The 24,430-nt window shown below is 71.1% G+C and carries 21 protein-coding genes and 1 pseudogene; 9 read left to right on the top strand and 13 right to left on the bottom strand.

What is annotated here, in order from left to right:
• Window positions 1-646 precede the first annotated feature (646 nt).
• Complete coding sequence (locus V2J85_RS32280) at window positions 647-1,441, top strand: C40 family peptidase (RefSeq protein ID WP_261956995.1); 795 nt, start codon at window positions 647-649, stop codon at window positions 1,439-1,441.
• A 218-nt stretch (window positions 1,442-1,659) separates the two neighbouring features.
• A pseudogene (locus tag V2J85_RS32275) lies at window positions 1,660-2,478 on the top strand (ATP nucleotide 3'-pyrophosphokinase); the annotation flags it as partial.
• 261 nt (window positions 2,479-2,739) lie between these two features.
• Here the strand turns inward: V2J85_RS32275 and V2J85_RS32270 are convergent.
• Complete coding sequence (locus tag V2J85_RS32270; RefSeq protein WP_261956993.1) at window positions 2,740-3,555, bottom strand: alpha/beta fold hydrolase; 816 nt, start codon at window positions 3,553-3,555, stop codon at window positions 2,740-2,742.
• A 278-nt stretch (window positions 3,556-3,833) separates the two neighbouring features.
• The gene (locus V2J85_RS32265) at window positions 3,834-5,153 is read right to left on the bottom strand and encodes a geranylgeranyl reductase family protein (RefSeq protein ID WP_261957561.1); all 1,320 of its coding nucleotides are present in this window, start codon (window positions 5,151-5,153) and stop codon (window positions 3,834-3,836) included.
• A gap of 258 nt (window positions 5,154-5,411) precedes the next feature.
• On the opposite strand from V2J85_RS32265, the gene V2J85_RS32260 reads away from it, so the two are divergent.
• Window positions 5,412-5,936, top strand: coding sequence for a GNAT family N-acetyltransferase (locus tag V2J85_RS32260; RefSeq protein ID WP_330823589.1), 525 nt, complete (start codon window positions 5,412-5,414; stop codon window positions 5,934-5,936).
• A 137-nt stretch (window positions 5,937-6,073) separates the two neighbouring features.
• On the opposite strand, the gene V2J85_RS32255 is transcribed toward V2J85_RS32260, so the two are convergent.
• The 7 genes from V2J85_RS32255 to V2J85_RS32225 all read right to left on the bottom strand — a co-directional run bounded on the left by V2J85_RS32255 (window position 6,074) and on the right by V2J85_RS32225 (window position 15,201).
• On the bottom strand, window positions 6,074-8,593 hold the full coding sequence (locus V2J85_RS32255) for a hypothetical protein (RefSeq protein ID WP_330823577.1): 2,520 nt from the start codon (window positions 8,591-8,593) through the stop codon (window positions 6,074-6,076).
• A 196-nt stretch (window positions 8,594-8,789) separates the two neighbouring features.
• Window positions 8,790-8,957, bottom strand: coding sequence for a hypothetical protein (locus tag V2J85_RS32250; protein WP_330823576.1), 168 nt, complete (start codon window positions 8,955-8,957; stop codon window positions 8,790-8,792).
• A 363-nt stretch (window positions 8,958-9,320) separates the two neighbouring features.
• On the bottom strand, window positions 9,321-10,016 hold the full coding sequence (locus V2J85_RS32245; protein WP_261956990.1) for a demethylmenaquinone methyltransferase: 696 nt from the start codon (window positions 10,014-10,016) through the stop codon (window positions 9,321-9,323).
• A 161-nt stretch (window positions 10,017-10,177) separates the two neighbouring features.
• Complete coding sequence (locus tag V2J85_RS32240; RefSeq protein ID WP_330823588.1) at window positions 10,178-10,720, bottom strand: imidazolonepropionase-like domain-containing protein; 543 nt, start codon at window positions 10,718-10,720, stop codon at window positions 10,178-10,180.
• Window positions 10,721-10,784: 64 nt separating this feature from the next.
• Entirely contained in the window at window positions 10,785-11,984 is a 1,200-nt protein-coding gene (gene mqnC / locus V2J85_RS32235) for a cyclic dehypoxanthinyl futalosine synthase (RefSeq protein ID WP_261956989.1), read from the bottom strand.
• A gap of 220 nt (window positions 11,985-12,204) precedes the next feature.
• A complete protein-coding gene (locus V2J85_RS32230; RefSeq protein ID WP_330823575.1) occupies window positions 12,205-14,085 on the bottom strand; it encodes a serine/threonine-protein kinase in 1,881 nt (626 codons plus the stop codon).
• Window positions 14,086-14,298: 213 nt separating this feature from the next.
• Window positions 14,299-15,201, bottom strand: coding sequence for a menaquinone biosynthetic enzyme MqnA/MqnD family protein (locus tag V2J85_RS32225; protein WP_261956987.1), 903 nt, complete (start codon window positions 15,199-15,201; stop codon window positions 14,299-14,301).
• A gap of 250 nt (window positions 15,202-15,451) precedes the next feature.
• On the opposite strand from V2J85_RS32225, the gene V2J85_RS32220 reads away from it, so the two are divergent.
• The 4 genes from V2J85_RS32220 to V2J85_RS32205 all read left to right on the top strand — a co-directional run bounded on the left by V2J85_RS32220 (window position 15,452) and on the right by V2J85_RS32205 (window position 19,398).
• Window positions 15,452-15,655 (top strand): cold-shock protein, encoded by a 204-nt coding sequence (locus tag V2J85_RS32220; protein WP_261956986.1) that lies wholly within the window; start codon window positions 15,452-15,454, stop codon window positions 15,653-15,655.
• A gap of 443 nt (window positions 15,656-16,098) precedes the next feature.
• Complete coding sequence (locus V2J85_RS32215; RefSeq protein ID WP_158745259.1) at window positions 16,099-16,236, top strand: hypothetical protein; 138 nt, start codon at window positions 16,099-16,101, stop codon at window positions 16,234-16,236.
• 19 nt (window positions 16,237-16,255) lie between these two features.
• Window positions 16,256-16,576 (top strand): hypothetical protein, encoded by a 321-nt coding sequence (locus V2J85_RS32210; RefSeq protein ID WP_261956985.1) that lies wholly within the window; start codon window positions 16,256-16,258, stop codon window positions 16,574-16,576.
• 77 nt (window positions 16,577-16,653) lie between these two features.
• A complete protein-coding gene (locus tag V2J85_RS32205) occupies window positions 16,654-19,398 on the top strand; it encodes a tetratricopeptide repeat protein (protein ID WP_330823574.1) in 2,745 nt (914 codons plus the stop codon).
• On the opposite strand, the gene V2J85_RS32200 is transcribed toward V2J85_RS32205, so the two are convergent.
• Complete coding sequence (locus V2J85_RS32200; protein ID WP_330823573.1) at window positions 19,361-19,669, bottom strand: DUF397 domain-containing protein; 309 nt, start codon at window positions 19,667-19,669, stop codon at window positions 19,361-19,363. The two genes, V2J85_RS32205 and V2J85_RS32200, sit on opposite strands and share 38 nt — an antisense overlap.
• A complete protein-coding gene (locus V2J85_RS32195; protein ID WP_261956982.1) occupies window positions 19,650-20,501 on the bottom strand; it encodes a helix-turn-helix domain-containing protein in 852 nt (283 codons plus the stop codon). Before V2J85_RS32195 ends, V2J85_RS32200 begins: the two co-directional genes overlap by 20 nt.
• A gap of 131 nt (window positions 20,502-20,632) precedes the next feature.
• On the opposite strand from V2J85_RS32195, the gene V2J85_RS32190 reads away from it, so the two are divergent.
• The gene (locus V2J85_RS32190) at window positions 20,633-20,842 is read left to right on the top strand and encodes a hypothetical protein (protein ID WP_261956981.1); all 210 of its coding nucleotides are present in this window, start codon (window positions 20,633-20,635) and stop codon (window positions 20,840-20,842) included.
• Window positions 20,839-21,225 (top strand): ATP-binding protein, encoded by a 387-nt coding sequence (locus V2J85_RS32185; RefSeq protein ID WP_330823572.1) that lies wholly within the window; start codon window positions 20,839-20,841, stop codon window positions 21,223-21,225. The genes V2J85_RS32190 and V2J85_RS32185 overlap by 4 nt, the downstream gene beginning before the upstream one ends.
• A gap of 97 nt (window positions 21,226-21,322) precedes the next feature.
• Here V2J85_RS32185 and V2J85_RS32180 read toward each other — a convergent pair whose 3' ends face one another.
• The gene (locus V2J85_RS32180; protein ID WP_330823587.1) at window positions 21,323-23,173 is read right to left on the bottom strand and encodes an AMP-dependent synthetase/ligase; all 1,851 of its coding nucleotides are present in this window, start codon (window positions 23,171-23,173) and stop codon (window positions 21,323-21,325) included.
• 381 nt (window positions 23,174-23,554) lie between these two features.
• The gene (locus V2J85_RS32175) at window positions 23,555-24,259 is read right to left on the bottom strand and encodes a TetR/AcrR family transcriptional regulator (protein ID WP_261956979.1); all 705 of its coding nucleotides are present in this window, start codon (window positions 24,257-24,259) and stop codon (window positions 23,555-23,557) included.
• Window positions 24,260-24,430 lie beyond the last annotated feature (171 nt).

Genomic DNA, 24,430 nt, shown 5'->3' with positions numbered 1-24,430 from the left:
GAACCGCCTGCATCTTATGCCTGCTGGTCTGTGATCTGCGACACGGGGGTGAACAACGCCTTTGTGATCTTCACCACCCGGCGAAGGATCATGAAGCCGGATGAGCGGTGATCTTCATACGTGAAGCGCGCGAGTGATCACGAGAGGTGACATTCACACGGGTTACCGCTGGTCAGCACGGGTTGGCCAATATCAAGTGGTGGCCGCCCAAGGCAAATTGGCACCGACCCGCCTCAACTGATATAAGCGCGCCGCTTCGTGGCCGCGACCCGTTCGTGACCCCGCCGTGATCGTCGGCGCGTGCCCGCGTTCACGAAGTCGGACCCCCGTCGGGTCACGAGGACATAACGGGCCGGATCACGGGAACATAACGGACACTCAGCAGTGACCTATCCCACGCTATTTCGTGCACTAAGTCCTTGACGCCTGGGAAGCCTTGGCGTGGCGCGTAGGGAAGTGGTAAGCCGCCTCCGGACCCCTACGGACCCTCAAATGCCGTGCGTAGGAACATGATCGCGAAATTCGGACATCGCGCCGGCGGAGCCTCGGGCGGCGATAAGTCCCTTTTATTCATCGCGTACGCGTCAAGTGTGGCGCACTGCACTCTTGTTGGCAGCAACCAGCGGCTCCTGATAGCCGTTGGGCCATGTCCCCGAACGCACTCATACCCAGCCACCGGAAGCCCCGCCGCCCTTCCGCGTCCTCCCGGGCGCTGCGCGCGGGTGTGACCGGTGGCTTCCTCACCCTCGCGGTGACCGGCGCGACCGTGCCGGCCAACGCCGCGGAAAAGCCCGTCTCCGAGACCCAGGAGATGCCGACGATCACGACGGCGCTGGCAACCAGCGCCGCCCAGAGCGCCGACACCGCCGAGCAGGTCGCGTTCAACTACGAGCGCCAGGCGCTCCAGGACAGTGCCTTCTCCAAGGCCGCCAAGGCAGCGGAGAAGCACAAGGCCGAGGCCGTGAAGAAGGCCAAGGCCGAGGCGAAGAAGAAGGCCGAGGAAGCCCGCAAGGCCAAGGAGGCCGCCCAGGCCCGGGCCTCGCGCTCCGCCGAGCGGACCACCCTGTCGGCGCCGTCCGCCGGCACCGGCTCCACCGCCACCCTCGTCTCCTTCCTCAAGGCCCAGCTGGGCAAGGCGTACGTCATGGGAGCCAGCGGCCCCTCCTCGTACGACTGCTCCGGCCTCACCCAGGCCGCCTTCAGCCAGATCGGCATCGACCTGCCGCGCGTGTCGCAGGACCAGTCGACGCAGGGCACCCAGGTCGGCCTCGACAACCTCCAGGTCGGCGACATCCTCTACTGGGGCAGCGCCGGCAGCGCCTACCACGTCGCCGTCTACGTCGGCGGTGGCAAGTTCATCGGCGCCCAGAACCCCAGCACCGGCATCGTCGAGCGCCCGCTCAGCTACGACATGCCGACCGGCGCGGTGCGCGTCCTGTAGGACCCCCGCCGGATCATCGGCCCCCGCAGGGGCCGGCACGCACGAGGACCGCCTCTCCTTCGGGAGGGGCGGTCTTTTGCCCTGCAATGGGGGCCGGTTGTCCGGAATTCGGGCCCGTCGTCCGTATCGCGCCGTCACCGCGGGGCGGTGTGCGCCGTTGCATCTCTCGCCATGTCCGTACCCCGCACCGGGGCACGAGAGAGGGATCCCGCGCACCGATGACCACGCGCCTGACCACCCGTACGACCACCCGCCCGACCCTCCGTACGACCATCCCGCGGACCGCCCGCCACCCCGGCCACCGCCTCGCCGGCCGGGCCGCCACCGCCGCCGCGCTCGCCGGCGCCCTCGGCCTGGGCGCCGTCCCCGCCGCGACCGCCGCCGGTACGGACCACGGCGGCGGCTGGCACCAGGACGGCCTGTCGCTGAACGCCGCCGAGAACAGGAAGGTGGACGCCTTCGTGGCCCGCGCCCGCCGCGCCGAGCGCTCCATCAGCCCCGAGGTCCGCGCCGCCGCCAAGATCAGCCACGCCGAACTCGTCGGCTTCGACCACCGGCTGAAGTCACCGGACTCGCTGAAGCGGAAGGTCGCCACCGCGATGCGACAGACCCCGGGACGGACCGTCGACGAGTCGCTCGGCAAGATCAACGACGCGGTCCGGTTCACGCTCCAGTGGCCGGACGCGAAGTACGGCCAGGGCGTCACCACCGCCTCCGCGCTGCTGTCCGCCTGGGGCAACGACTCCACCCGCTGGTCCAACACCTGGGACCGCACCGACGGCTACAAGGCGATCAACTCCGCCTGGCGCGCGCCCCGCTCCCACCAGCTCTTCGAGGTCCAGTTCCACACCCCGCGGAGCAAGGCCGCCCAGCTGGAGACGCACAAGCTGTACGAGGAGCAGCGCCTGCCCAACACCCCGCCCGAGCGGGTCCACGAGCTCCAGGAGAAGCAGAACGCGATCTTCGCGGCGGTACCGGTCCCGCCGGGCGCGGAACGGCTGACCGCCCCGTCCCGCCGTCTCTCCCCCGACCCGGCCCGCCGCCTGCCGAACCCGGACCGGAACCCCGAGCCGGGCCGGAACCCCGAGCCGGACCGGAACCCCGAGCCGGGCCGGAACCCTGAACCGAGCCGGGACACGAAGCCGAACCCGAACCCGAGCCTGGATCCGGTGAACTCGCATTAAATCCCGCCCGCTCGGGACCGAACGGGACACAGTTCGCTGACGGAACGAGCCGGCCGGGGCCCGTGCCCCGGCCGGCTCGCGCACGCCCGCCTCCGCGTCACCCCTGCGCGGCCCTCACCCCTTCACGAAGGCCAGCACATCCGCGTTGAGCTGCTCGTGGTGGCTGGCGTAGATGCCGTGCCCGGCCGTCGGGTACTCCTCGTACACCGCACCGGGGATCAGCCGGGCGGTCCGCCGGCCGGTGAGCTCCACCGGGGCGGACATGTCGGCCGCACCATGGATGACCAGCACCGGGACGTCGATGTCCGGCAGCGTGGCCCGCTGATCGTTGAACAGCGACTCCCGCTGCGCCTGCAGCGTCGCCCACGGCGAGGCCGACAGGCACTGCGCCAGGGTGTGGTCCACCAGGGCCGGGGAGACGTCGTTGCCCAGGTGGGTGGCGAAGAACGCCTGCGCCTGACGGGTCAGCCACTTGGGCCGGTCCTTCCGCAGCTGCGCCATCGTCGCCGCCACCGCCTCCTCCGGCACACCGTCCGGGTTGTCGTCGGTAGCTGCCAGGAACGGCAGCATCGCCGCGATCAGCACCGCCCGGGTGACCCGCTCCGAGCCGTGCCGCGTCAGATAGCGCGCGATCTCCGCACCGCCCAGGGAGTGCCCGATGAGGGTGACGTTCCGCAGGTCGAGGTGGTCGAGCAGGGCGGCCAGGTCGTCAGCGGTGGAGTCGATGTCGTACCCGCCGGCGGGCCGGTCCGAGCGGCCGTGACCACGCCGGTCGAACGCCACACAGCGGAAGCCCATCTCCGCGAAGAACGGGAGCTGGTACTCCCACATCTCGGTGTTCAGCATCGAGCTCGCCACGAACACCAGCGTCTCGCCCGTCCCGTACTCCTCGTACCACAGCTGCGTACCGTCGTGCGTCTCGAAGAACATGCCGCTTCCTCCCCGCTGCGAGCGGCTCCTGCCGCCCGGTGTCCTTGACGCACACAAGCTTCGCGGCAGGACCCCGGCGGCTCAATTACCCATGAGGTCATGTGGCCCTGGGGGCAGTGTCCGTGGGGTCAGTGGCCATGGGGTCAGTGGCCATGAGGTCAGGGTCGAGGCCCGGTGGTCGCCGGCCCGCTCCGGCCGGCTGCCGGGAGAAGGTGACAGGGCGGCCGGAAGGATTCCGGCCGCCCTGTCACAGGTCGTGGGCGCTCCGCGCCTTCCCGCTACGCCTTCGGCGCGACCTTGCTCAGCCCGTTGATGATCCGGTCCATCGCGTCGCCGCCCGTCGGGTCGGTGAGGTTGGCCAGCATCTTCAGCGTGAAGCGCATCAGCAGCGGATGGGTCAGCCCGCGCTGGGTCGCGATCTGCATGACCTTCGGGTTGCCGATCAGCTTCACGAAGGCCCGGCCGAGCGAGTAGTAGCCGCCATAGGTGTCCTTGAGGACCTTCGGGTACCGCTGCAGCGCCAGCTCCCGCTGCGCGTACGTGGCACGCGCCTGCGCCTGCACGATCACCTCCGCCGCGATCGCCCCCGACTCCATGGCGTACGCGATGCCCTCACCGTTGAACGGGTTGACCAGGCCGCCCGCGTCACCGACGAGCAGCAGCCCCTTGGTGTAGTGCGGCTGCCGGTTGAAGGCCATCGGCAGCGCCGCGCCGCGGATCGGGCCGGTCATGTTCTCCGGCGTGTACCCCCACTCCTCCGGCATCGACGCGCACCACGCCTTGAGGATCTCCCGCCAGTCCAGCTCCCGGAACGCCGCGGAGGTGTTCAGCACGCCCAGCCCGACGTTGCTCGTCCCGTCGCCCATCCCGAAGATCCAGCCGTAGCCCGGCAGCAACCGGTCCTGCGCACCGCGCCGGTCCCACAGCTCCAGCCAGGACTCCAGGTAGTCGTCGTCGTGCCGCGGCGACGTGAAGTACGTACGGACCGCGACACCCATCGGACGGTCCTCGCGGCGGTGCAGGCCCATCGCCAGCGAGAGCCGGGTGGAGTTGCCGTCGGCGGCCACCACGAGCGGGGCGTGGAAGGTGACCGGGGTCTTCTCCTCACCGAGCTTGGCGTGCACACCGGTGATGTGGCCGGTCAGCTCGTTCACGATCGGCGCGCCCACGTTGCAGCGCTCGTACAGCCGCGCGCCGGCCTTCTGCGCCTGCCGCGCCAGCTGCTCGTCGAAGTCGTCGCGCTTGCGGACGAGCCCGTAGTCCGGGAAGGAGGCGAGTTCCGGCCAGTCCAGCTGGAGCCGGGAGCCGCCGCCGATGATCCGCAGACCCTTGTTGCGCAGCCAGCCCGCTTCCTCCGAGATGTCGATGCCCATCGCCACCAGCTGCTTGGTCGCGCGCGGCGTCAGCCCGTCACCGCAGACCTTCTCCCGCGGGAACGCGGTCTTCTCCAGCAGCAGCACGTCCAGACCGGACTTGGCGAGGTGGTACGCGGTGGCCGAACCGGCCGGCCCGGCACCGACGACGATCACATCCGCGGTGTTCTCCGAGAGGGCGGTGCTCTCCGAAAGGGCGGCGGTCTCCGAGAGGACGGTGTTCACGGAATCGGTCGCGGGCTCGGTCGCGGACTCGGACTCGGGCGCGGGCTCGGACGCGGACTCGGTCACGGCGGTGTCTCCCGGAAGTCGATATCTGGATATCTGGGTGCCGACCGGCACCGGGCATGTGCAGTCTATGGGGGCCCCGGTGATCAGCACCTGAAGGGTTGTCCCATGAAGCCGAAGGGTTGTGCCGTGACGTCCCAGACCCCGCCGACCGCGCCCCAGCACCCGCCGACCACCTCCCGGACCCCGTCGGCCGTGCCCGGTCCGCGCCCGGACCGGCCGCTGCCCGCCGTCGAACTCCGCGTGCCCACCGACGAGGACGCGCTGCACTGGCACCGGGTCTTCAACGATCCGGAGGTCATGGAATTCCACGGCGGCGCCCCCGCCGAACTCTCCGTCTACGAAGAATTCACCGCCCGCCAGCGCCGCCACCACGCCGAACTCGGCTTCTGCCTCTACACCCTGCTCGACCCGGCCGACGGCGCCGTCATGGGCTTCACCGGCGCCCAGCCCTGGCCCAGGGACTGGGGCCCGGCGGGCGAGATCGAGATCGGCTGGCGCCTCGGCCGCGCGTACTGGGGCAAGGGCTACGCCACCGCCGCGGCCATCGCGGCCCTGGAAGCCGTACGAGCAGCGGGCGTACCGGACGTCGTCGCCATGGTCGACGCCCGCAACGCCCGCTCGATCGCGGTCACCCGCCGCCTGGGCATGCACCACGCCGAAACGCTGCTGAACCCGGTGAACGGACGGACGGCGCACTGCTACCGGTTGGAGGTGTGAGGGGACCGTGCGAGGGGGCAGGGTGGGTGTGCCGGCCCTGCCCCCTCCCTCGGCTCATCGCCTGGTCATCGCCTGGTCAGTGCCTGGTCAGCGCCTGGTTATCGGCTGGTCCACGTCCACGTCGGTCCACGTCCACATCAGTCCACGTCCACGTCGCTGACGGACCAGGTGCTGAGCGCCGTGCTGAAGACCTTGTCGTTCTCCGGGTCGTACAGCGCTTCCAGGCACTCGTAGTAGACGCTGTACTCGGTCCCGTCCTCGGCCACGTACGCCTGGTCGATGGCGTGCACGGTGTTCCCGGTGTCGTTGACGTACGTGAACTCCCAGCGGGCGCCCGGGCGATGGGCGAAGGTGTTCTTCTTCAGCTCCACCCGCTGGTAGTTCGTCCGCTTCTCGGCGCCCTTCTCCATATTCTCGAAGTTCCCGTACGAGGACGTCGGGGCGTGTGCGATGACCCCGATACGCAGGTACTGCTTGCCGACCGGGGCCGTGTAGTCGACCTGGGTGCCCTTCACCGAACGCGTCCAGTCGCTCTTCACGGCGAGCGAGAACCCGTAAGGGTCGTACTTCTGGACGAAACCGTCGGGGAGGCCGGCGGTCGGGCCCGGGGTGGGGCCTCCCGCGGGGTCACCGGTCGTCGTGGGGGCGGGGGACGGCGACGGGGACGCCGAGGCCGACGCCCCACCGGCCTTGTCGGCGGTGTCCGACTTGGGGTCGCCGGCGTCCTTGCGATTGCCGGTGTTGTTGCGGTTTCCGGCTTCCTTCTGGTTGCCGGCGTCATGGCTGCCGGAGTCCCGATGGGCCAGGAAATACAGCCCGCCCGCGGTCGCACCCCCACCGACCAGGAACGCGGCCAACGCCAGCGCCACCCACGTCACGACCCGGGGCCGCGACCGCGCCTCGGCCGGGGCGTCGGCCACAGGGGCGTCGGCCACCGGGGCGTCGGACGGGGCGGCCTCAAGAGCCCCGGACGAGGCCGGAGGCACCGGAGGCACATCCGGCACGGCCACCGGGGCGCCGGGCGGAACCGGAGCGGAGGGAACCGGAACGGAGGGAACCGGAACGGAGGGCCGAGCCGGGGCGCCGCCCTCCGGGGACGGGACGGGATCATCGCCCGCCGCGGGCGGCTGGACGGGCGCACCGCCCGCCGCCGGAGCACCCCCCGCCACCGGGGCCGGAACGAACGCCGCAGCCCCGGGCGCCACACCCGGCCCAGGCGCCAGCGGAGACGTCGGAGGCATCAGCGGCATCAGCGGCGGCGCCCCCGCGGCCCCCGTCATCCGCCGCAGATACGAAACGACCAGCACCGCCCCGAACACCCACAACAGCGCGAACAGCAGCGTCTCCGCACCGCCCACGGCGATCTCGCCATGAGCGCCCAGGGACTCGCCGCCTCCGTACCCACTGCCGTAACCGCCGTAGCCCTCGCCATAGCCACCGCCGTAGCCATCGCCGTAGCCACCGCCCGCCCGGAACGCCGCGCTCGCGCTCGCCCCCGCGACCAGCACCAGCGCCATCAGAGAAACCACGAAGAGGCCCGCGGACAGCAGTTGTTCACGGCGGTCGGCACTGCGCCGTACGACCAGGAAACCGACGAGCAGCGCACAGACCAGCCCGCCGACGATGACCCCGAACAGCGTCCAGCCGCCGCCCTGGTCCCCCAGCTCGCCGTAGCCGATCGACTGACGGCCGGAGGGGTCGAGGAACGGGATGTCCGGAAGGGTCCACTCCGCATTCAGCGGCGCACCCCAGGCCATCGCGAGGGCCAGCGCACCGATGTTGGGCAGCAGCACCAGCATCGCCACTACAGCGCCGCCGCTGATGTCCTGCTTCGCCGTGGCGAGCATCGTCACGACCGTGACGATCCCGGCCAGGGTGACCACGGTCAGCAGCGCGAACAGCGCGGTACGCAGCGCGCCGACGGCGAGTTGCCACGCGGGCCGGGCGGCGAGCCACGCCCCCGCCTCGGCGCGGGCCGTCGCCACCCCGCCAACCAACGCCGCCAGCAGGAACGACCACAGCAACGAGAGGAACGGCGCCGACGACAACTCCACGCCGTCGTACGAAGGCTGCGCCAGCAACCCCAGCACGAAACTCCCCGCCCCACACAGCACCGCAACCCGCAGCACCGCTTCCACCACACCGGTCCCACCGGTCCTACTGACCCCACCGGTCCCACTGGCCATGCCGGCCCCACCAGCGACACCAGCGATGCCGGCCATTCCAGCACCCGGCGCCCCGGAAGCCCCCAGCGACATCGGGGCAGCACCGGACGACATCGGGCCAGTACCGGAGGACATGGGGCCAGTACCGGAGGACATGGGGATAGTGCCGGAGGGGAGGGCAGCCGGCCGCAAAACCCTCCGAGCGGCGAACACCAACACCCCCGCCCAGGCCGCCGTCACCACCAGCGGCACCAGCGACAGCGTCGCCTCACCCGCGAGCCGCCCGCCGAACGGTCCGAACGATTCAGACATGTTGCCCGATATCGCAACGCCACCGCCCACACTCTGCAGCAGCAACGCCAGCGCGATCCGCATCCGTACGCCCCACCCGAGCCCACCCGAGTGCGCATCGTCCGCGAAGAACATCGCCGCCACACCGGCGAGCACCAGCAACAACACCGTCGGCCACACGGCGACCTTCACCGCCGCCAACCAGTCCCCCTTGCCCACCCGAACCAGCAGCCCCCCAAGCCCCGAGGCGGAAGGAACCCCACCCGCCACGGGCAGCGCCCCGGGCACAGGCGGCGCCCCGGGAGCAGGCGGCGCCCCCGGAACGGGCGGCGCAGCAGGAACGGGCGGCGCGCCGGGAGGCGCAGGTGGTGCAGAAGGCACAGCCGGGGCAGCCCCTTCAGACAACGCCCCGGGCGATGGCAACGGCGACCGAGACGGCGACACCGACGGCAACGAAGACGGAGACGGCGACGGAGACGGCGACGGAGACGGCGACGGAGACGGAGACCCAGATGATGGTGACGACGATGCGGCCCCCTGCCGCTCCCGCCCACAACCCATACAAAAACGGGCCTCCGGCGGCGAGGCGGAACCACAATCCGGACAGAACGACGACAAGACGGACTCCGGGAAGGTCAAGGAACATCGCCCGCGCCTACCGCGAGCGACCGTAACCTACAGACACCACCCCGCCACCCCCGGTTCCCCCGGTCCCCCCGAACCACTCCCGCCCCAGGCCAACGCCACCCCCAGGCCAACGCCACCTCAGGCCAACGCCCACCTCAGGCCGAAGCCCACCTCATGCCGAAGCGAGCACCGCCCCGTGCCCGCCATCGCGCCTCAGTGCCCGCCATCGCGTCTCAGCACCAACCCTCACCCCTCGGCGAGCGCCAATAAGCGCCAATGTGCCCGGGCCGGCCCCCGACGCCTACGCCGGCTTGGTCCCCCGGTGCAGCGCCACGATCCCGCCGGTCAGGTTCCGCCACGCCACCTTCGACCACCCGGCACCCTGCAGCCGCGCCGCGAGCTCGGGCTGGTTGGGCCAGGTACGGATGGACTCGGCCAGGTAGACGTACGCGTCCGGGTTGCTGCTGACCGCCCGCGCCACCGGCGGCAGCGCCCGCATCAGGTACTCGGTGTACACGGTCCGGAACGGCGCCCAGGTCGGCTCGCTGAACTCACAGATGACGACCCGTCCGCCGGGCTTGGTGACCCGGTACAGCTCCGCCAGCGCCGCGTCGGTGTCCTGGATGTTGCGCAGCCCGAAGGAGATGGTGACGGCGTCGAACACCCCGTCCGCGAACGGCAGCCGGGTGCCGTCCCCCGCGGTGAACGGCAACCACGGGTGCCGCTTCTTGCCCTCGGTCAGCATGCCCACGGAGAAGTCGCACGGCACGACGAACGCACCGGTCCGGGCGAACGGCAGCGAGGAGGTGCCGGTCCCGGCCGCGAGGTCGAGCACCCGCTCGGCCGGCCGCGCGGCCACCGCGCGTTCCACTTCCTTGCGCCACAGCCGCGCCTGCCCCAGGGAGAGCACGTCGTTGGTGAGGTCGTACCGCGCCGCCACGTCGTCGAACATCGCGGCGACTTCGTGCGGCTGCTTGTCCAGGGATGCTCGGGTCACCCGATCATTCTCCACCGTCCCCCGCCCGCGCCCCGCCCGGGGCACGCCCCGGTGGGGGCCGGGAGCCTGGGGGCCTTGCCGCCTGCTTCCTTCCTTGTTCAGGCAACGATTACGGAGAGTTATTTGTTCCCCGTATCGTTACATAGAGTGAGGAGGGTTGGCTAGTGGCGGCGGTGGAGTAGGCGGCCGGCGAGGACGGTGGCCAGGGGGGTGCCGTCAGGGGCGAAGACGGCGAAGTTCGCGGGGCCGCCCACCTGGAGGGTCCGGGGGCGGGGGGCCGGGAGTTCTTCGAGGCCGGAGCGGTGGACGGCGGTGCGGACCGCGGGGCGGGTGAAGGGGCCGGTCAGGGCCGTGGTGCCGGTGGCGAGGAGGCGTTGCAGGCCGCGGCGGGCGCTGGCGCCCCAGCGGGTCTCGGTCATGTCGAGGGCCGCGAGGGCCTCGCCCGTGAGGGGTTCGGTGCCGAGTTCGTCGGCCTCGCGCGGGTCCGGGTGGTAGGCCGCCTCCAGCAGTGCGGCGCCGTGGGGTTCGTGGCGGCCGGGGGTGAGGATGCCGTCCCACTCGCGGAGGCGGGCGCGGTCGCCGTAGGCCGTGGCGAGTTCGTCGTACGGGCCGATGGCGGCGATGCGGGATCCGTCGACGACCACACCGCTGTCACCGATGAGCGCATCACCCTGACCGGTGACCAGGCCGCTCGCATCGACGATCGCGCCGCTGGTGTCGGTGAGGTGGACACCTCGCCGGGCTCGGTGAAGTGTCAGCACGGGAGGCCTACTTGGCTTCGATGAGCTTCAGTTCGGGGTGGGCGGTGCCGCCCTCGATGGCCGTCGAGGAGAGGTGGGAGACGACGCGTTCGTCGACCGGGTCGTTGGCGGGGTCGTCGTGGACGACCAGGTGCTCGTAGGTCGTCGCGCGCTGCGCCGGGACCCGGCCCGCCTTGCGGATCAGGTCGATGATCTCCATGCGGTTGGAGCGGTGCTTGGCGCCGGCCGAGGAGACGACGTTCTCCTCCAGCATGATGGAGCCCAGGTCGTCCGCGCCGTAGTGCAGCGAGAGCTGGCCGATCTCCTTGCCGGTGGTCAGCCACGAGCCCTGGATGTGGGCGACGTTGTCGAGGAAGACCCGGGCGAGCGCGATCATCCGCAGGTACTCGAAGATCGTGGCCTGCGTCTGGCCCTTCAGGTGGTTGTTCTCGGGCTGGTAGGTGTACGGGATGAAGGCGCGGAAGCCGCCCGTACGGTCCTGGACGTCGCGGATCATCCGGAGGTGCTCGATCCGCTCGGCGTTGGTCTCGCCGGTGCCCATGAGCATCGTGGAGGTCGATTCGACGCCCAGATTGTGGGCCGCCTCCATGATTTCCAGCCAGCGCTCGCCGGACTCCTTCAGCGGCGCGATCGCCTTACGGGGACGGGCGGGGAGCAGTTCGGCACCGGCGCCGGCGAAGGAGTCGAGACCGGCGGCGTGGATCCGCTGGATCGCCTCTTCGATCGACACTCCGGAGATGCGGGCCATGTGCTCGACCTCGGAGGCGCCGAGGGAGTGGATGACCAGCTCGGGGAATTCCTTCTTGATGGCCGAGAAGTGCTTCTCGTAGTACTCGACGCCGTAGTCGGGGTGGTGGCCGCCCTGGAACATGATCTGGGTGCCACCCAGCTCCACGGTCTCCGCGCAGCGCCGCAGGATGTCGTCCAGGTCCCGCGTCCACCCCTTGGCGGTGTCCTTGGGCGCGGCGTAGAAGGCACAGAACTTGCAGGCCGTCACGCACACGTTGGTGTAGTTGATGTTGCGTTCGATGATGTACGTCGCGATGTGCTCGGTGCCGGCGTAACGGCGGCGGCGTACGGCGTCGGCGGCCCGGCCCAGCGCGTGCAGCGGCGCGGAGCGGTACAGGTCGAGCGCTTCCTCCGGCGTGATGCGGCCGCCCTGCGCGGCGCGGTCGAGTACGGACTGGAGGTCGGCGTTCTCGGTCACCGGGGCGTCCCTTTCGCAGGCGGGCATCACAACGGACCCAGCGTACGTCAGCCCACCGACAGCCCCTTGGCAGCCCCTGACCACTGACCCGACCGCCGAACCGACCACCGAACCGACCGCCGACCCGACCACTGAACCGACCACTGACCCGACCGCCGAACCGACCGCCGACCCGACCACTGAACCGACCACCGGCCCGACCGCGGCGGCGGCGAGCCCCTCACTTCTTCGTCAGCGTCGCCTTCGGTGTGCCGCCCGCCGGGTCGTCCGAGGTGAACGCGATCGTGGTGCCGTCCTTGGCCAGCGTGTACGTCACCCGGGACTTGTTGCCGGTGCAGCCGGGCCCCTGCTTGCCGTCGGGGCGCTCCATGAGGACCAGGCGCCGGTCGGTCGCGGATTCCAGTTTCGCCTTGGCCTCGCAGCGCACCAGGATCGCGTCGTAGGTGGTGTGGATGACGTAGTCGCCCTTGCCGCCGGCGGTGATGGTGCTGGTCATGGTGCCGTTGGGGATGCCGTGCGAGGTGGTGATGCTGCCCGTCCAGGTGCCGAGGAACGGTTTGGCGACGGCGAGCGGGCCGTCGTGGCCACCGGGGTCGGTGGGGCGGTTGGACGGTGTCTGGCCCGTCGCCGGTGGCTTGGCGCCGGCGGCGTCACCGCCCGTCTTGGGCAGCAGGGTGAAGACGAAGCCCGCGGTGGTCGCGGCGGCCACCGCACCGGCCACCGAGAGGACGAGCGTGCAGCTCACCCGGCGCGGACGGTCCGGGTCCTTGCCGCTGACCGCCCCGGTGAGCGCGACCCGCCGCTCCTTCCCGGGCGCGTGCCGCCCCTCCGGGACGAGCCCGCCCGTGCCGGGGCCCATGCCGCCGCCCGTGCCGGGGCCCATGCCGGAGCCCGCGCCGCCGCCCGTGTCGGTCGGCAGGCCCGCGAGGTCGGGGGCGGTCGGGAGGTGAGTCCCACCGGGGTAGCCGGCCCCCGGAACCTGCGCCGGCGCGTCGAACGGCACCAGCCCGGACGCGGGAACCCCCGCCCCGGGCACCCCGGACGCGGGCACCCCCGACGCAGCCGCCCCGGACGCGGGCACTCCCGACGCCGCCGCCCCGGACGCGGGCACCCCAGACCCTGCCACCCCCGACACAGCCGCCCCGGCTCCGCTCGCCCCCGCCCCGCCCTCCCCCGCAGCGGGGTTCAGGTCGAGGTTCAGCAGTTCCACGGCCTGGCGGCTGACGCGTTCGATCAGGGGGCCGGGCAGCCAGCCGGCCCGTACGAGGTCCGCCGCGCCGCCGCCCTCGCCCGCACGGCATGCCACGAGGCGTGCCGCGAGGTCGGCCGGGGCGGGGCGGTCCGCCGGGTTCTTGGCGAGGCAGCGGGCCACCAACTCCCGTAGCTCCCCGTCGAGTTGGGGGCCGAGTTCGGGCTCCTCGTGGACGACCTTGTAGAGCAGGGAGGCCGAGGAGTCGCCCGGGAACGGGCTGGCGCCGGTCGCCGCGTACGCGAGCACCGCGCCCAGTGAGAAGACGTCGGCGGCGCCCGCCGCGTCCTTGCCCAGGATCTGTTCCGGCGCCATGTAGCCGGGTGATCCCACCGAGACCCCGGTGGTGGTGAGGGAGGCGGTGCCCTCCGTGGCGCGCGCGATGCCGAAGTCGATCAGTACCGGGCCGTCCAGGGTCAGCAGCACGTTGGAGGGTTTGACGTCGCGGTGGACGAGGCCGAGCGCATGGACGGCGGCCAGCGCCTCGGCGAGTCCGGCGCCCAGCACCCGTACGGAGCGTTCGGCCAGCGGCCCGTACTCGGCGACGGCCTGGGTGAGCGACGGCCCGGCGACGTAGCCGGTGGCGACCCAGGGGACGGCGGCGTCCGGGTCGGCGTCCAGTACGGGCGCGGTCCAGGCGCCGCCGACCCGCCGCGCCGACTCGATCTCCCGCCGGAAGCGGGCCCGGAACTGGTCGTCGACCGCGAAGTGGGCGTGCACGGCCTTCACGGCGACGGTGCGCCCGCCGGCGCTGCGCCCCAGGTACACGCGGCCCATGCCGCCCGCGCCGAGCCGGCCGAGCAGCCGGTACCCGCCCAGGACCCGCGGATCGTCCCCTGACAGCGGCTCCATGGCCCCGCCTCCCCCTCGATACGGCGGCCCCAGCTTAGGGGCGCCGCCCCCTGGGGTCCCGGCCCGGGCACCTGCTGGGCCGTGAGGCGGCGAGGAGGGGGACGGTCCCGGCCCCGCCCGCCTTCCGCGACACCTTCGGTGACCACCCGGCGCAGCGGAGACCCGATGCGGCGGATACCCGATGCGGCGGATACCCGAGCAGCGGCTACCCGCTCAGTGGTTGCCCGCCGCCCCCAGCAGTTCCACCTTCACGTCCGCCGGGAACCCGGTCGTCGGGCCGACCCGCCGGGCGAATTCCGTGACGCCGCGCAGCTGGTCGGGGCCGAAGCGGAAATCCAGGGTGGTGAAGTAGCGCTCCAGTACGGGCTCGTCGAAGGTCTCCCAGCGGGCGGCCTGCTCGGCGACCTTGCCGACCTCCTCCAGGGACAGGTCGCGGGAGGCGAGGAAGGCCTCGTGGACCTCCTGCACCACGTCCGGTTCGCGCTCCAGGTAGGCGCGCCGCGTCGCCCATACGGCGAAGACGAACGGCAGGCCCGTCCAGTCCTTCCACATCTGGCCGAGGTCATGGACCTCCAGGCCGAGCCGCGGGCCGTCGTGCAGGTTGGCGCGCAGTGCGGCGTCGCCGATCAGCACGGCGGCGTCCGCCTCCTGCATCATCAGGCCGAGGTCCGGCGGGCAGGTGTAGTAGTCGGGCCGTACGCCGATCTTCTCGGCGAGCAGCAGCTGCGCGAGGCGTACGGACGTCCGCGAGGTGGAGCCGAGGGCGACGCGGCCGCCGTCGAGCTGCTCCAGCGGCTTCTGCGAGACGATCACGCAGGACATCACCGGGCCGTCGCAGCCGACCGCGAGGTCGGGGAAGGCGACGAGGTCGTCGGCGGCGCGGAGGAATTCGACGAGGGTGACGGGTGCGATGTCGAGTTCGCCGCGGATCAGCTGCTCGCTGAGCTTCTCCGGCGTGTCCTTGCTGAGGTCCAGATCGAGGAGGGTGCCGGTGCGGGCGAGGCCCCAGTAGAGGGGCAGGCAGTTCAGGAACTGGATGTGGCCCACCCGCGGCCGGCTGCGACGGTGGTCGGCGTCGGCTCCTGCGGGTGCGTCTTCGAAGGTTGAATTGTCCACATGCGGAGGCTAGACCCGGCGGCTTCGGACCAGGGCGCCGGGGGCGCCGTATGGACGTTAGTGCTGACGGTTAAACGTGATCTTTGGCTCTTCCGCCTCACGAGGTCACCATGCTACGCTCAGCGCAAGTTGCAGTTTGGTTTCCCTTGCAGTACAGAGCCTGCGGAGCATGTGACCCGCAGGCTTTTGTAGTTTTCAGACTTGTTTGCAGGTTCTGGAGCAGGGCAACCCTTTGGCCCAAGGAGGGCTTATGGCTACCGGAACCGTCAAGTGGTTCAACGCTGAAAAGGGCTTCGGCTTCATCGCCCAGGACGGCGGCGGCCCGGATGTCTTCGTCCACTACTCCGCGATCAACGCCTCTGGCTTCCGTTCTCTCGAGGAGAACCAGCAGGTGACCTTCGACGTCACGCAGGGCCCGAAGGGTCCGCAGGCGGAGAACGTGACCCCGAGCTAAGTTGCCCGGCCCGGAATTCTTCCTGGTCGCATCTCAGTAGTACCCAAGGAGCCCTGCTCCGCCACTTCGGTGGCGAGCAGGGCTCCTGCCTTTTGTCCCGCCTTTTCCCGCACGTTTTGGGCGGCGCGTTTGTGTCGCATGCATGTCAGGCATGCGTGCGACCTCTGAATGCGGCCGCGCCTCGGAATGCGGCCGCACGCGACGCCTTTACCACCGTCTCCCCGTGACGCGTGGATGAACTTTTCCCGGCGCGGGCATTTCACCTGGGGTGGGCATTGCGCCCGCCGCGCCTGGCGTGCCGGGTGACGCGGGTGCCGGCGCCGGCGCCTGCACACCGCTCCGAGGACCACAGGGACCCGGCAAACAAATGTGCGATAAATGCGCGCCAAAGTGATCACGGAAAGTGGTCACATCACAACATGACGCGCCCTACCGTGGGCAGAATGAGCGAGCAGTTGCCTCCGCAGAAGCCCTGCCCCGACTGCTGCGGCAGAGGCACCGTGGATTGGGAAACACCGGCCGGCGACAAGGTCACCACGCAGTGCTCCGGGTGCGGCGGCACCGGCACCGTCCTGGCGTAGAGGAGGCGAAGGCGACGTCATGGCAGCAGCAGCGGCCTTCGGTAGGAACGGCAAGCCGGTCGGGCTGGAGGCGGAGTACGTCGGCAGGCTGCCGTGCTGCCACTGCGGCATACGGTCGATGAAGCTGCCCGGGCGCCAGGGCGGGGTGTGCATCCCCTGCTACGCCGACGAGTGCGCCGCGGCCGGCCGGCGGGCGGCGACGGCCGGGGGCTGGGTCGCCGCGAGCTTCGTGGGTGATCCGTGTCTGGCGTGCGGTTCGCGGGCCGTCGACGCGAACGGCTGGGCGTTCTGGTGCAACTCCTGCGAGATGCAGACGGCGGTGGCACTGCCTCCGCAGTGACCGGCCCGGCCCGCCCCGGGCACCCCGTTGGTTGCCCTGTCTACCACCCGCTCCGCGGGTAGCGTTGGTCATGAGGCATGAGCCTGACACCCATACACGAGCCGTTGGCCGCCGCCATGTTCAACAGCCGAGCAGAATCCGAACGCAGCCTCACCGCGCCGCTGCCCGCGCCGCGGTACATGGCCTGGTGGTGGTGGAGCGGCCTCGGCTTCGCCGGGCTGACGGTCGCCCTGTGGCAGGCCGGGGACGGCCGGCCGGCGTGGAAGGGCGACGGCCTCGTCGGCGCGGTGGGCCAGGTCTTCGGCGGCGTCGGCGCGGTCTTCAAACCGACCAAGCCCGGCGGCGCCTCGATCGGCTCGCGGCTGGCGTTCCTGCTGATCCTGCTGGTGCTGCTGTACTTCCTGTGGCGGGCGACGCGGGCGTGGCTGGCGTACAAGCCCGGCGCGGTGGACGTCCAGCAGCTGGAGGACGCCACCCCGTTGGGCACGCCGAAACCGAGCAATGTGGACCTCACCGCCAGGCTGCGCCGCCGCCTCTCCGACAGCAGCATGTACCCACCGGCCACGCTCCCCGCGCAGGCCCCCGCCGAGTCCTTCCTGGAGCTGCTCGGCGACGTCGAGATCGACCCGGACAAGCTGGGGACCGCGCTGCCGAAGCTGCTCGGCCGGCTGCGCCCCAAGCTGGCCTACCGGGTCAGCGGCATCCTCCAGTACCGGGACGGCGCGCCGGACCCGTACGGCATGACGGTCACCGTCACCGCGTTCCTGTTCGGCGGCTCGCGGGCCAAGGACGTCTGGGGCAGCGACTGGGACGACGTGATCCGCAAGGCGGGCAGCTGGACGGTCAGCACCCTGCTGCCGGTGACCCGTGCGGGCCGGCTGCCGCCCTGGCGCCGCTGGTGGGGCCAGGAGCTCAAACCCGAGCTGTACGAGGCGTACCAGGAGGCGAACACGCTGAGCCGCGAGGGACGCCACCACGAGGCGCTGGAGCAGTACTTCACCGCCGTACGCCTGGATCCGGTCAATCCCTATCTGCGGGCCGAACTGGCCGAGACGCAGGAGAAGATGGGGTTGCACATCGATGCGCTGGACACCTGTCAGCGGGCGCTCACCCTCGACGGGCAGAGTGCGCGCGGATATCGCAAACGGCTGTGGCTCAGCCACTGGAATCCGCACCCGCGGCGGCTGCGCTATTTCCTGCACCCGCGCCGATACCGGGAACTGATCGGGCTCCGGTACCGCAATTCGATCATTCTGGGCACGGCCGAGACGACCGCCCGGCAATGGGTCGCGGGAGCGGGCACCAATGGCCGGCAAACCTGCGAGAACCTCGTTCCGCTGCTCGTGGACCGCTACTGGCCGGCGGCCCTCGGGCTCGACGGCAGGCGCATCCCGCTGCGCCGTAAAGAGCGGAAACGGCGGAAGGACGCGGGCCGGAATTCGCTGCGGCAGACATTGCGCAGCGGGAACTCCGCCGCAATCCGTCTGGTGATGCAGCGCGCCGCCGTGCAGGAGACGGCGCGCCTCGCCTCCGATGACGCCTGGGCCCGCGTCTGGCTGTACTGGCCCGCGCGGCTGTGGAGTTGGATCCGGTTCTGCTGGCCGGTCTCCTATTACCAGAGCGTGCGCGGGACACCCTCGCCGGTCACCCGCGGCGCGTTCCACATCAACCGGAAGGTGTGGGCGCCGCTCCGCCTGACCTGGGCGACCAGCGCGTACGACGCCACCAGGAAGGCGCGCAAGGAGACGCACCCGTACAAGTGGCGGTGGCCGTACACCTGGCGGCTCCCGGTCAGCCGGCTCTCCTGGGAGGGGCTGGAGATCCGGTCGCTCCGTTGGCGGCTCCGCCTCGCCGCGCTCCTCTGGACGCGTCGCGACTGGCACACGCACTACAACGCCGCGTGCGTGTACGCCGTGGCCATGTACGCGCACCGTTGGGACCGGAGCACCCAGCGGCAGCTCGCCGCGCGCGCCATCGCCCACCTCGCCCAGGCGATACTGGCCACGCGGGGCACGGCCGCCACGGTCGAACGGTCCTGGCTGGTCGAGGAGGACCCCGACCTGGCGCTCCTGCGGCACAAGGGCACCCTGCCCAATACGCACTTCAACAACTTCGTGCGGACGGTCTACCCGAGCGCGGAGGCCTTCGAGCAGAGCCCGCCGAGCACCCGGACCGACGAGCAGCTACGGGAGTACGACTACCGGCTCCTGGTGGAGATCGCCAAGGTGATGCAGGAGGTCTGGAACCAGCGGTGCGATCAGGGTGAGGCCGATATCCAGTGCGCGACGGAATGGCTCCGGGTCGAGCGCAGCATGTGGAAGTCGGTATGGGAGATCGCCGATCCGGGCAGCCGGCGCAGATGGCAGGACCGGGTGAGTTTCATCCGCTATCTACAGGCGAACTGCCAGCCGGTGGCGACGTCCGCGCTGGGTTTCCCGCCCCCGCTGGTCCCGGAGGAGAAGGCCGGGCAGAACGGTCACCCGGATTCCGATGGGATCGAGAAAACGCTGACCGCTCTCCAGCGCGACCTGGAAGGGCGGCGGGGCCTCGCCCGCGCGAACGGTTTTCTCGGCCGGCCCTTCACGAACTGCCAGCAGGGCCAGCAGGTGCTCAGGGCGGCCGCGACGGACGGGGTGACGCAACTGAGCGCGAAGCGGGTCCAGCGGCTCTCCACGGGCTACGCGGCGGCCTGGCAGACCCTCGACGACTGGCTGGAGGGCGAGGCCGGCCACGAGGCGTTCCGCCAGGCGCTGACCGACGTGCCCCAACTGACGCGTCGCCGCGTCACCGCGCTCCGCGAGGCGAGAACGTTGCGGATTTGACCGCGGTCACGAACGCGTCCCACGCGTTCGCGGTGATGACGAGGTCGGGGCCTTGGGGGTTCTTGGAGTCGCGGACGGGGACGATGCCGCCGCTTATGTTGTCGGCGACTTCGAGGCAGAGCCCGCCATCGCCGTTGCTGTGGCTGGACTTACGCCACTGGGCAGCGCCGACGAAGCCGTCCGCTACCTCGATGCAGTTCCCCCCAGAACCGTTGCTGTAGCTGCTCTTCCTCCAGCGGGCGTTGCGCAAGTCAGGCTCGTTGATTGCCATTTCGGAGATCCTCTGCCGCATCCTCGATCAGGGCGAGGGACGCCTCAGGCGGCAGTGCGGCGGCCCTGAGCCGATCGTACGACCTGCGGTACTCCTTCACGAGAGCCGGATCGTCGATGGTGTCACCGGTGTGGAGCGACTCGGTGTAGACCAGCGGCGGGGCGTCGGAGAACGCCATGATCATGGCGGTACCGAGCATGAACGGGTGGGCCCCGCAATTCCACGGCAGCACCTGTGGAGTGATGCGGCTCCGACGCGCCAACCCAACGATGTGGTCGAGCTGTTCAGCCATCGCGTCCGCCGGGAGGATCGGCAGCCGGAGCAGCGATTCGTGCAGGATCACCCAGTACTCGGGCCTGACCGGGTCGTCGAAGAGCTCGGCTCGCGCCAGCCTCGCGGTGACCTTGGCGTCCGTGTCCTCAGGCCGCTCTACGGGATGAGTGGCCCGGACGACCGCCCGCGCGTATGCCCCCGTCTGCAGCAGGCCCGGGATGAGGCTGGGGCACCACTCCTCGATGAGGTCCGCGTGCTTCTCGGCCTCCAGGACCTTCTCGAAGTACTCCGCATGCCCACCCCGCCGCGCCTTCCGTACGTCCTCACACCGCCGCTCGAAGAACCCATCCGTCTCCAGCACCCGATCCACATGGCGGGCCAGATCCAGCGGCATGCGCCGCGTCCCGCGTTCGATCTCGCTCAGGTAGCTCGCCGCGTAGAAGCTGCCGTCGACCGTTTCCTGGAGCGTGCGGCCCGCCTCTTCGCGCTTCCAGCGCAGCTCGGCGCCGTAGAAGGCGGGGACGCTCGCCGATCCGTCAACGTCTTTGCGTGCGGGCATGGTTCACCGTTCCACGGTTCGCGCAGTGGGGTCCGAACCCCTTCAACGCTACGCCGCGTGACGGCACTCTGTGAGGTGTTCGTCACCATCCGCACCCGGCCTCAAGGGCCTGACCAGGAAGGCGTACCCCCATGCCCAGCCACCTCCACGACGAGGTCCATGACTGCACCGAGCTGCTGCGGAGCGCGCTGCGGGCCAACGACATCACGTTGCCGTCGCTCGGCGTCGATCTGCCGGGGCTCGCGGGCAGTTACGCGCTGCCGCTCGTGGCGCTCGGTAACTGCAACACGGAGACCGCCCGCCGGCTCGCCGAGGCGCTGCGGAAGGCGGCCGCGCGGTGAGAGCGCCGGGCGGGCCGCTCACCCTCGACCTGCTCGCCGTGCCGAAGGAGGTGCCGGGGCTGCGGCGGGCGGTGCGTGCGCATCTGGGCGGGCCGTGTGCGGACGTGCAGCTGTGCGTGAGCGAGATAGTCGGCAATGTGATCCGGCACCTCGGGGAGGGCACGCCGGTGACCGTGCACATCAGGGGCGCGGCCGGGGGCCGTACCCGCGTCGAGGTGACCGATCCCGATCCGCGGGCGCTGCCGGTGCTGGTGCGGGCGGCGGCGGACGAGGAGGCGGGGCGGGGCATGGCGCTGCTGGACGCGGTCGCGGTGCGGTGGGGCGTACGGCAGGGGGCGGACCGGAAGACCGTCTGGTGCGAGGTCGGCGGATTCGGCGCCTAGCCGGGCCCGGGCAGCGCAAAGCCCCGTGCCACCTCCCCCACAGAGGTGACACGGGGTTCCAGTTTGACGCGCGGACGGCCCTGGCTCCAGAGGGGGGTCACGTCCTTTCGTAAAGGGCTTCTATGTCTTTGGCGAAATCTCGCGCCACGGCGGAGCGCCGCAGCTTCAGGGAGGGGGTGAGATGCCCGGTCTGTTCGCTGAATTCCGCCGGGAGCACCGCGAAGCGGCGGATGGACTCGGCGCGGGAGACGAGCGCGTTGGCGTCGTCGACGGCGCGCTGGAGGTCGGCGAGGAGCCGTTCGTCGTGGATCAGGTCCGCGAGCGGGACGTCCGCCTTCTTGTGCATCTGGCGCCAGTGGGCGAGGCCGTCCGGTTCGAGGGTGAGCAGGGCGGTGACGTAGGGGCGGTTGTCGCCGATGACCATGCACTGCCCTACGAGGGGGTGGCTGCGGAGGCGGTCCTCCAGGGGGGCGGGGGCGACGTTCTTGCCGCCCGTGGTCACGATGATCTCCTTCTTGCGTCCGGTGATGGTGAGGTAGCCGTCCGCGTCGAGGGCGCCCAGGTCGCCGGTGGGCAGCCAGCCGTCGGCGTCGGTGGCGGGGCGGGCGGCGCCGAGGGCGGCGTCCCAGTAGCCGGCGAAGACGTGGCCGCCGTGGAGGAGGATCTCGCCGTCGTCGGCGATCCGGACGGCGGTGCCGGGGAGCGGCCAGCCGACGGTGCCGATGCGGGGGCGCAGCGGCGGGGTGACGGTGGCGGCGGCGGTGGTCTCCGTCAGGCCGTAGCCCTCGAAGATCTCGATGCCGGCGCCGGAGTAGAAGGCGGCGAGGCGGTGGCCGAGGGGGGAGCCGCCGCAGATCGCGTGGCGGACCCTGCCGCCGAGGGCGGCGCGGATGCGGCGGTAGACGAGGGGGTCGTAGAGCTTGCGGGCGGCTTTGAGGGCGACGCCCGGGCCGGGGCCCTTCCCGTGTTCTTTCGCCTCGACGGCCTCGCCGTAGGCGCGGGCGATGCGGGCGGCGCGGTCGAAGGAGGCGGCGCGGCCCATTTTCTCGGCGGTGGCGCGGCCGGTGTTGAAGACCTTCTCCAGGACGTAGGGGATGGCGAGGAGGAAGGTGGGGCGGAAGCCGGCGAGGTCGGCGAGGAGGTCGTCGGTCTGGATGCTGGGGGCGTGGCCGAGGCGGACCCGGGCGCGGAGGCAGCCGACCGCGACCATCCGGCCGAAGACGTGGGAGAGGGGGAGGAAGAGGAGGGTGGAGGCGGGTTCCTGGCTGACGGATCGGAAGACGGGGTGGAGGAGTTCGACGGCGTTGTCGACCTCGGCGAAGAAGTTGCCGTGGGTGAGGGCGCAGCCCTTGGGGCGGCCGGTGGTGCCGGAGGTGTAGATGAGGGTGGCGAGGGCGTGCGGGCCGGTGGCGGCGCGGCGCGCGTCGACGGCCTCGTCGGGGAGGTCGCGGCCGGCGGAGACGAGTTGGGCGACGGCGCCGGTGTTGAACTGCCAGAGGTGGTCGAGGGCGGGCAGCCGGCCGCGGACGCCGCTGATCAGGCGGGTTTCGTCGACGTCCTCGACGACGCAGGCGCGGGCGCCGGAGTCGTGCAGGATCCATTCCGCCTGGTGGGCGGAGGAGGTCGGGTAGAGGGGGACGGTGACCAGGCCGGCGGCCCAGGCGGCGAAGTCGAGGAGGGTCCACTCGTAGGTGGTGCGGGCCATGATGGCGAGCCGGTCGCCGGGGTTCAGGCCGTGGGCGATCAGGCCCTTGGCGACGGCGCGGACCTCGGCGGCGAATTCGGCGACGGTGATGTCGCGCCAGGCGCCGCTGGGCTGTTTGCGGGCCAGGACGACGTCGGCGGGGGCCTCGGCGGCGTTGGCGAAGGGCAGGTCGCCGAGCGAGCCGTGGGTCGTGGGCGGGACGAGCGGGGGGACGAAGACCTCGCGGACGGTGCCGTCGGGCAGGGTCGCCTTGTGGGGCTCGACGGGGGTGGGGGGCTCCTGGGTGGTTCCGGGGGCTGTACGGGCGGGTGCACTTTCCTGGCTGGACACGAGCGGCTCCTCGTTTCTCCTGTGGAGTGCATCTCTCCTGTGGAGCGCGGACTCTCCGGTGGAGTGCTGCAGCACGGTCGGGACCGCGCCGGCCGCCTGGTCGCGCGCCCCGCACGGTCCAACTGCCGTGTGTCATCGCGGAGTTGGGCCCCGTGTTCCATCCCCTGACCCGGCAGTAACCTTACTGTGAAGTAAATTTACGCGAGGAGATCCGGCCGGCCAATGCCCGGTTGACCGGGACTTCGACCCGTGCGGGGCGGGCGGAGCAGCCGTAGAGCCAGGAGCAAGGAGCGCTCACCCGTAGGCGCCGGGTGGATCCGCCGGGCCCGTGGGTCCGTCCGGCGTCCAGCGCTCCCCCGTCGTCATCCGCCCCAGGCCGGCCCAGGCGAAGTTCATCATCGTGGCCGCGGCGTCCTTCGCCGTCGGACGCACGTGTTCCCCCGAAGGGCCTTCGTCGGTACGGACGTTGGCCCATTCCGCGAGCGACTCGGCCGCGCCGACCAGGGCGTGCGCGAGCCCGGCCACCTCGCGTTCGGCCAGTTCACCGGCGCAGCCCGCCTCCTTCGCGGCGACGCCGATCAGATCCGTGACGAAGGAGACGATCTCCGCGCGCATGGCGGCGACCTCGCGTGCGAACGGCTCGCCGTGCGTCCGGGCCTGCTGGTGGAGCACGGCCCAGCCGTCCGGGTGCTCGGCGGTGTGCGCGAAGAAGCCGCGCAGGCCGCTCCACAGCTGGCGGTCGGCCGCCGCCCGGGGCTCCACGGCCGCGGTCACGGCCGTCACCAGCGCCGCCGCCTCGCGCCGGATCACCGCGCTGAACAGCTCTTCCTTCGAGTTCAGATAGAGGTAGACCAGCGGTTTCGAGACCCCGGCCACCTCGGCGATCTCGTCCATCGACGCCGCTCGGTAGCCACGCCGGGCGAAGGTCCGCACCGCGGCATCGAGCATCTGCTGTTCCCGGACGGCCCTCGGCACCCGCTTGCTCTTCACAGCTCCCACCCTGAATATCCCTCCGCCCCGCCCCTTTACCGCAAAGTAAGTTTACGATCTTCGCCTTCCGGGCCTGCTTCTCCGACGGCTTCCCGCCATGCGCTGGGCAGCACTGAAAGCACTCCTTCCTGCTCGTTTTCTTGGCCGCTGTGGGTGAGTTGACGGCTACCGGCGAGTTGA

The sequence above is a fragment of the Streptomyces bugieae genome, from assembly GCF_036352915.1.
GTDB lineage: Bacteria > Actinomycetota > Actinomycetes > Streptomycetales > Streptomycetaceae > Streptomyces > Streptomyces endophytica.
Note: the sequence above shows the minus strand (reverse complement) of the source record. Positions and strands in the feature narration are given on the sequence as shown.

What these genes read in the sequence shown, in the direction of transcription:
- V2J85_RS32210 (WP_261956985.1), top strand. Translation starts at nt 16,256, where the DNA reads ATGGCAGCAGCAGCGGCCTTCGGTAGGAACGGCAAGCCGGTCGGGCTG.
- V2J85_RS32280 (WP_261956995.1), top strand. Translation starts at nt 647, where the DNA reads ATGTCCCCGAACGCACTCATACCCAGCCACCGGAAGCCCCGCCGCCCT.
- V2J85_RS32200 (WP_330823573.1), bottom strand. Translation starts at nt 19,669, where the DNA reads ATGGCAATCAACGAGCCTGACTTGCGCAACGCCCGCTGGAGGAAGAGC.
- V2J85_RS32270 (WP_261956993.1), bottom strand. Translation starts at nt 3,555, where the DNA reads ATGTTCTTCGAGACGCACGACGGTACGCAGCTGTGGTACGAGGAGTAC.
- V2J85_RS32220 (WP_261956986.1), top strand. Translation starts at nt 15,452, where the DNA reads ATGGCTACCGGAACCGTCAAGTGGTTCAACGCTGAAAAGGGCTTCGGC.
- V2J85_RS32215 (WP_158745259.1), top strand. Translation starts at nt 16,099, where the DNA reads ATGAGCGAGCAGTTGCCTCCGCAGAAGCCCTGCCCCGACTGCTGCGGC.
- V2J85_RS32190 (WP_261956981.1), top strand. Translation starts at nt 20,633, where the DNA reads ATGCCCAGCCACCTCCACGACGAGGTCCATGACTGCACCGAGCTGCTG.
- V2J85_RS32195 (WP_261956982.1), bottom strand. Translation starts at nt 20,501, where the DNA reads ATGCCCGCACGCAAAGACGTTGACGGATCGGCGAGCGTCCCCGCCTTC.
- V2J85_RS32205 (WP_330823574.1), top strand. Translation starts at nt 16,654, where the DNA reads ATGAGCCTGACACCCATACACGAGCCGTTGGCCGCCGCCATGTTCAAC.
- V2J85_RS32230 (WP_330823575.1), bottom strand. Translation starts at nt 14,085, where the DNA reads ATGGAGCCGCTGTCAGGGGACGATCCGCGGGTCCTGGGCGGGTACCGG.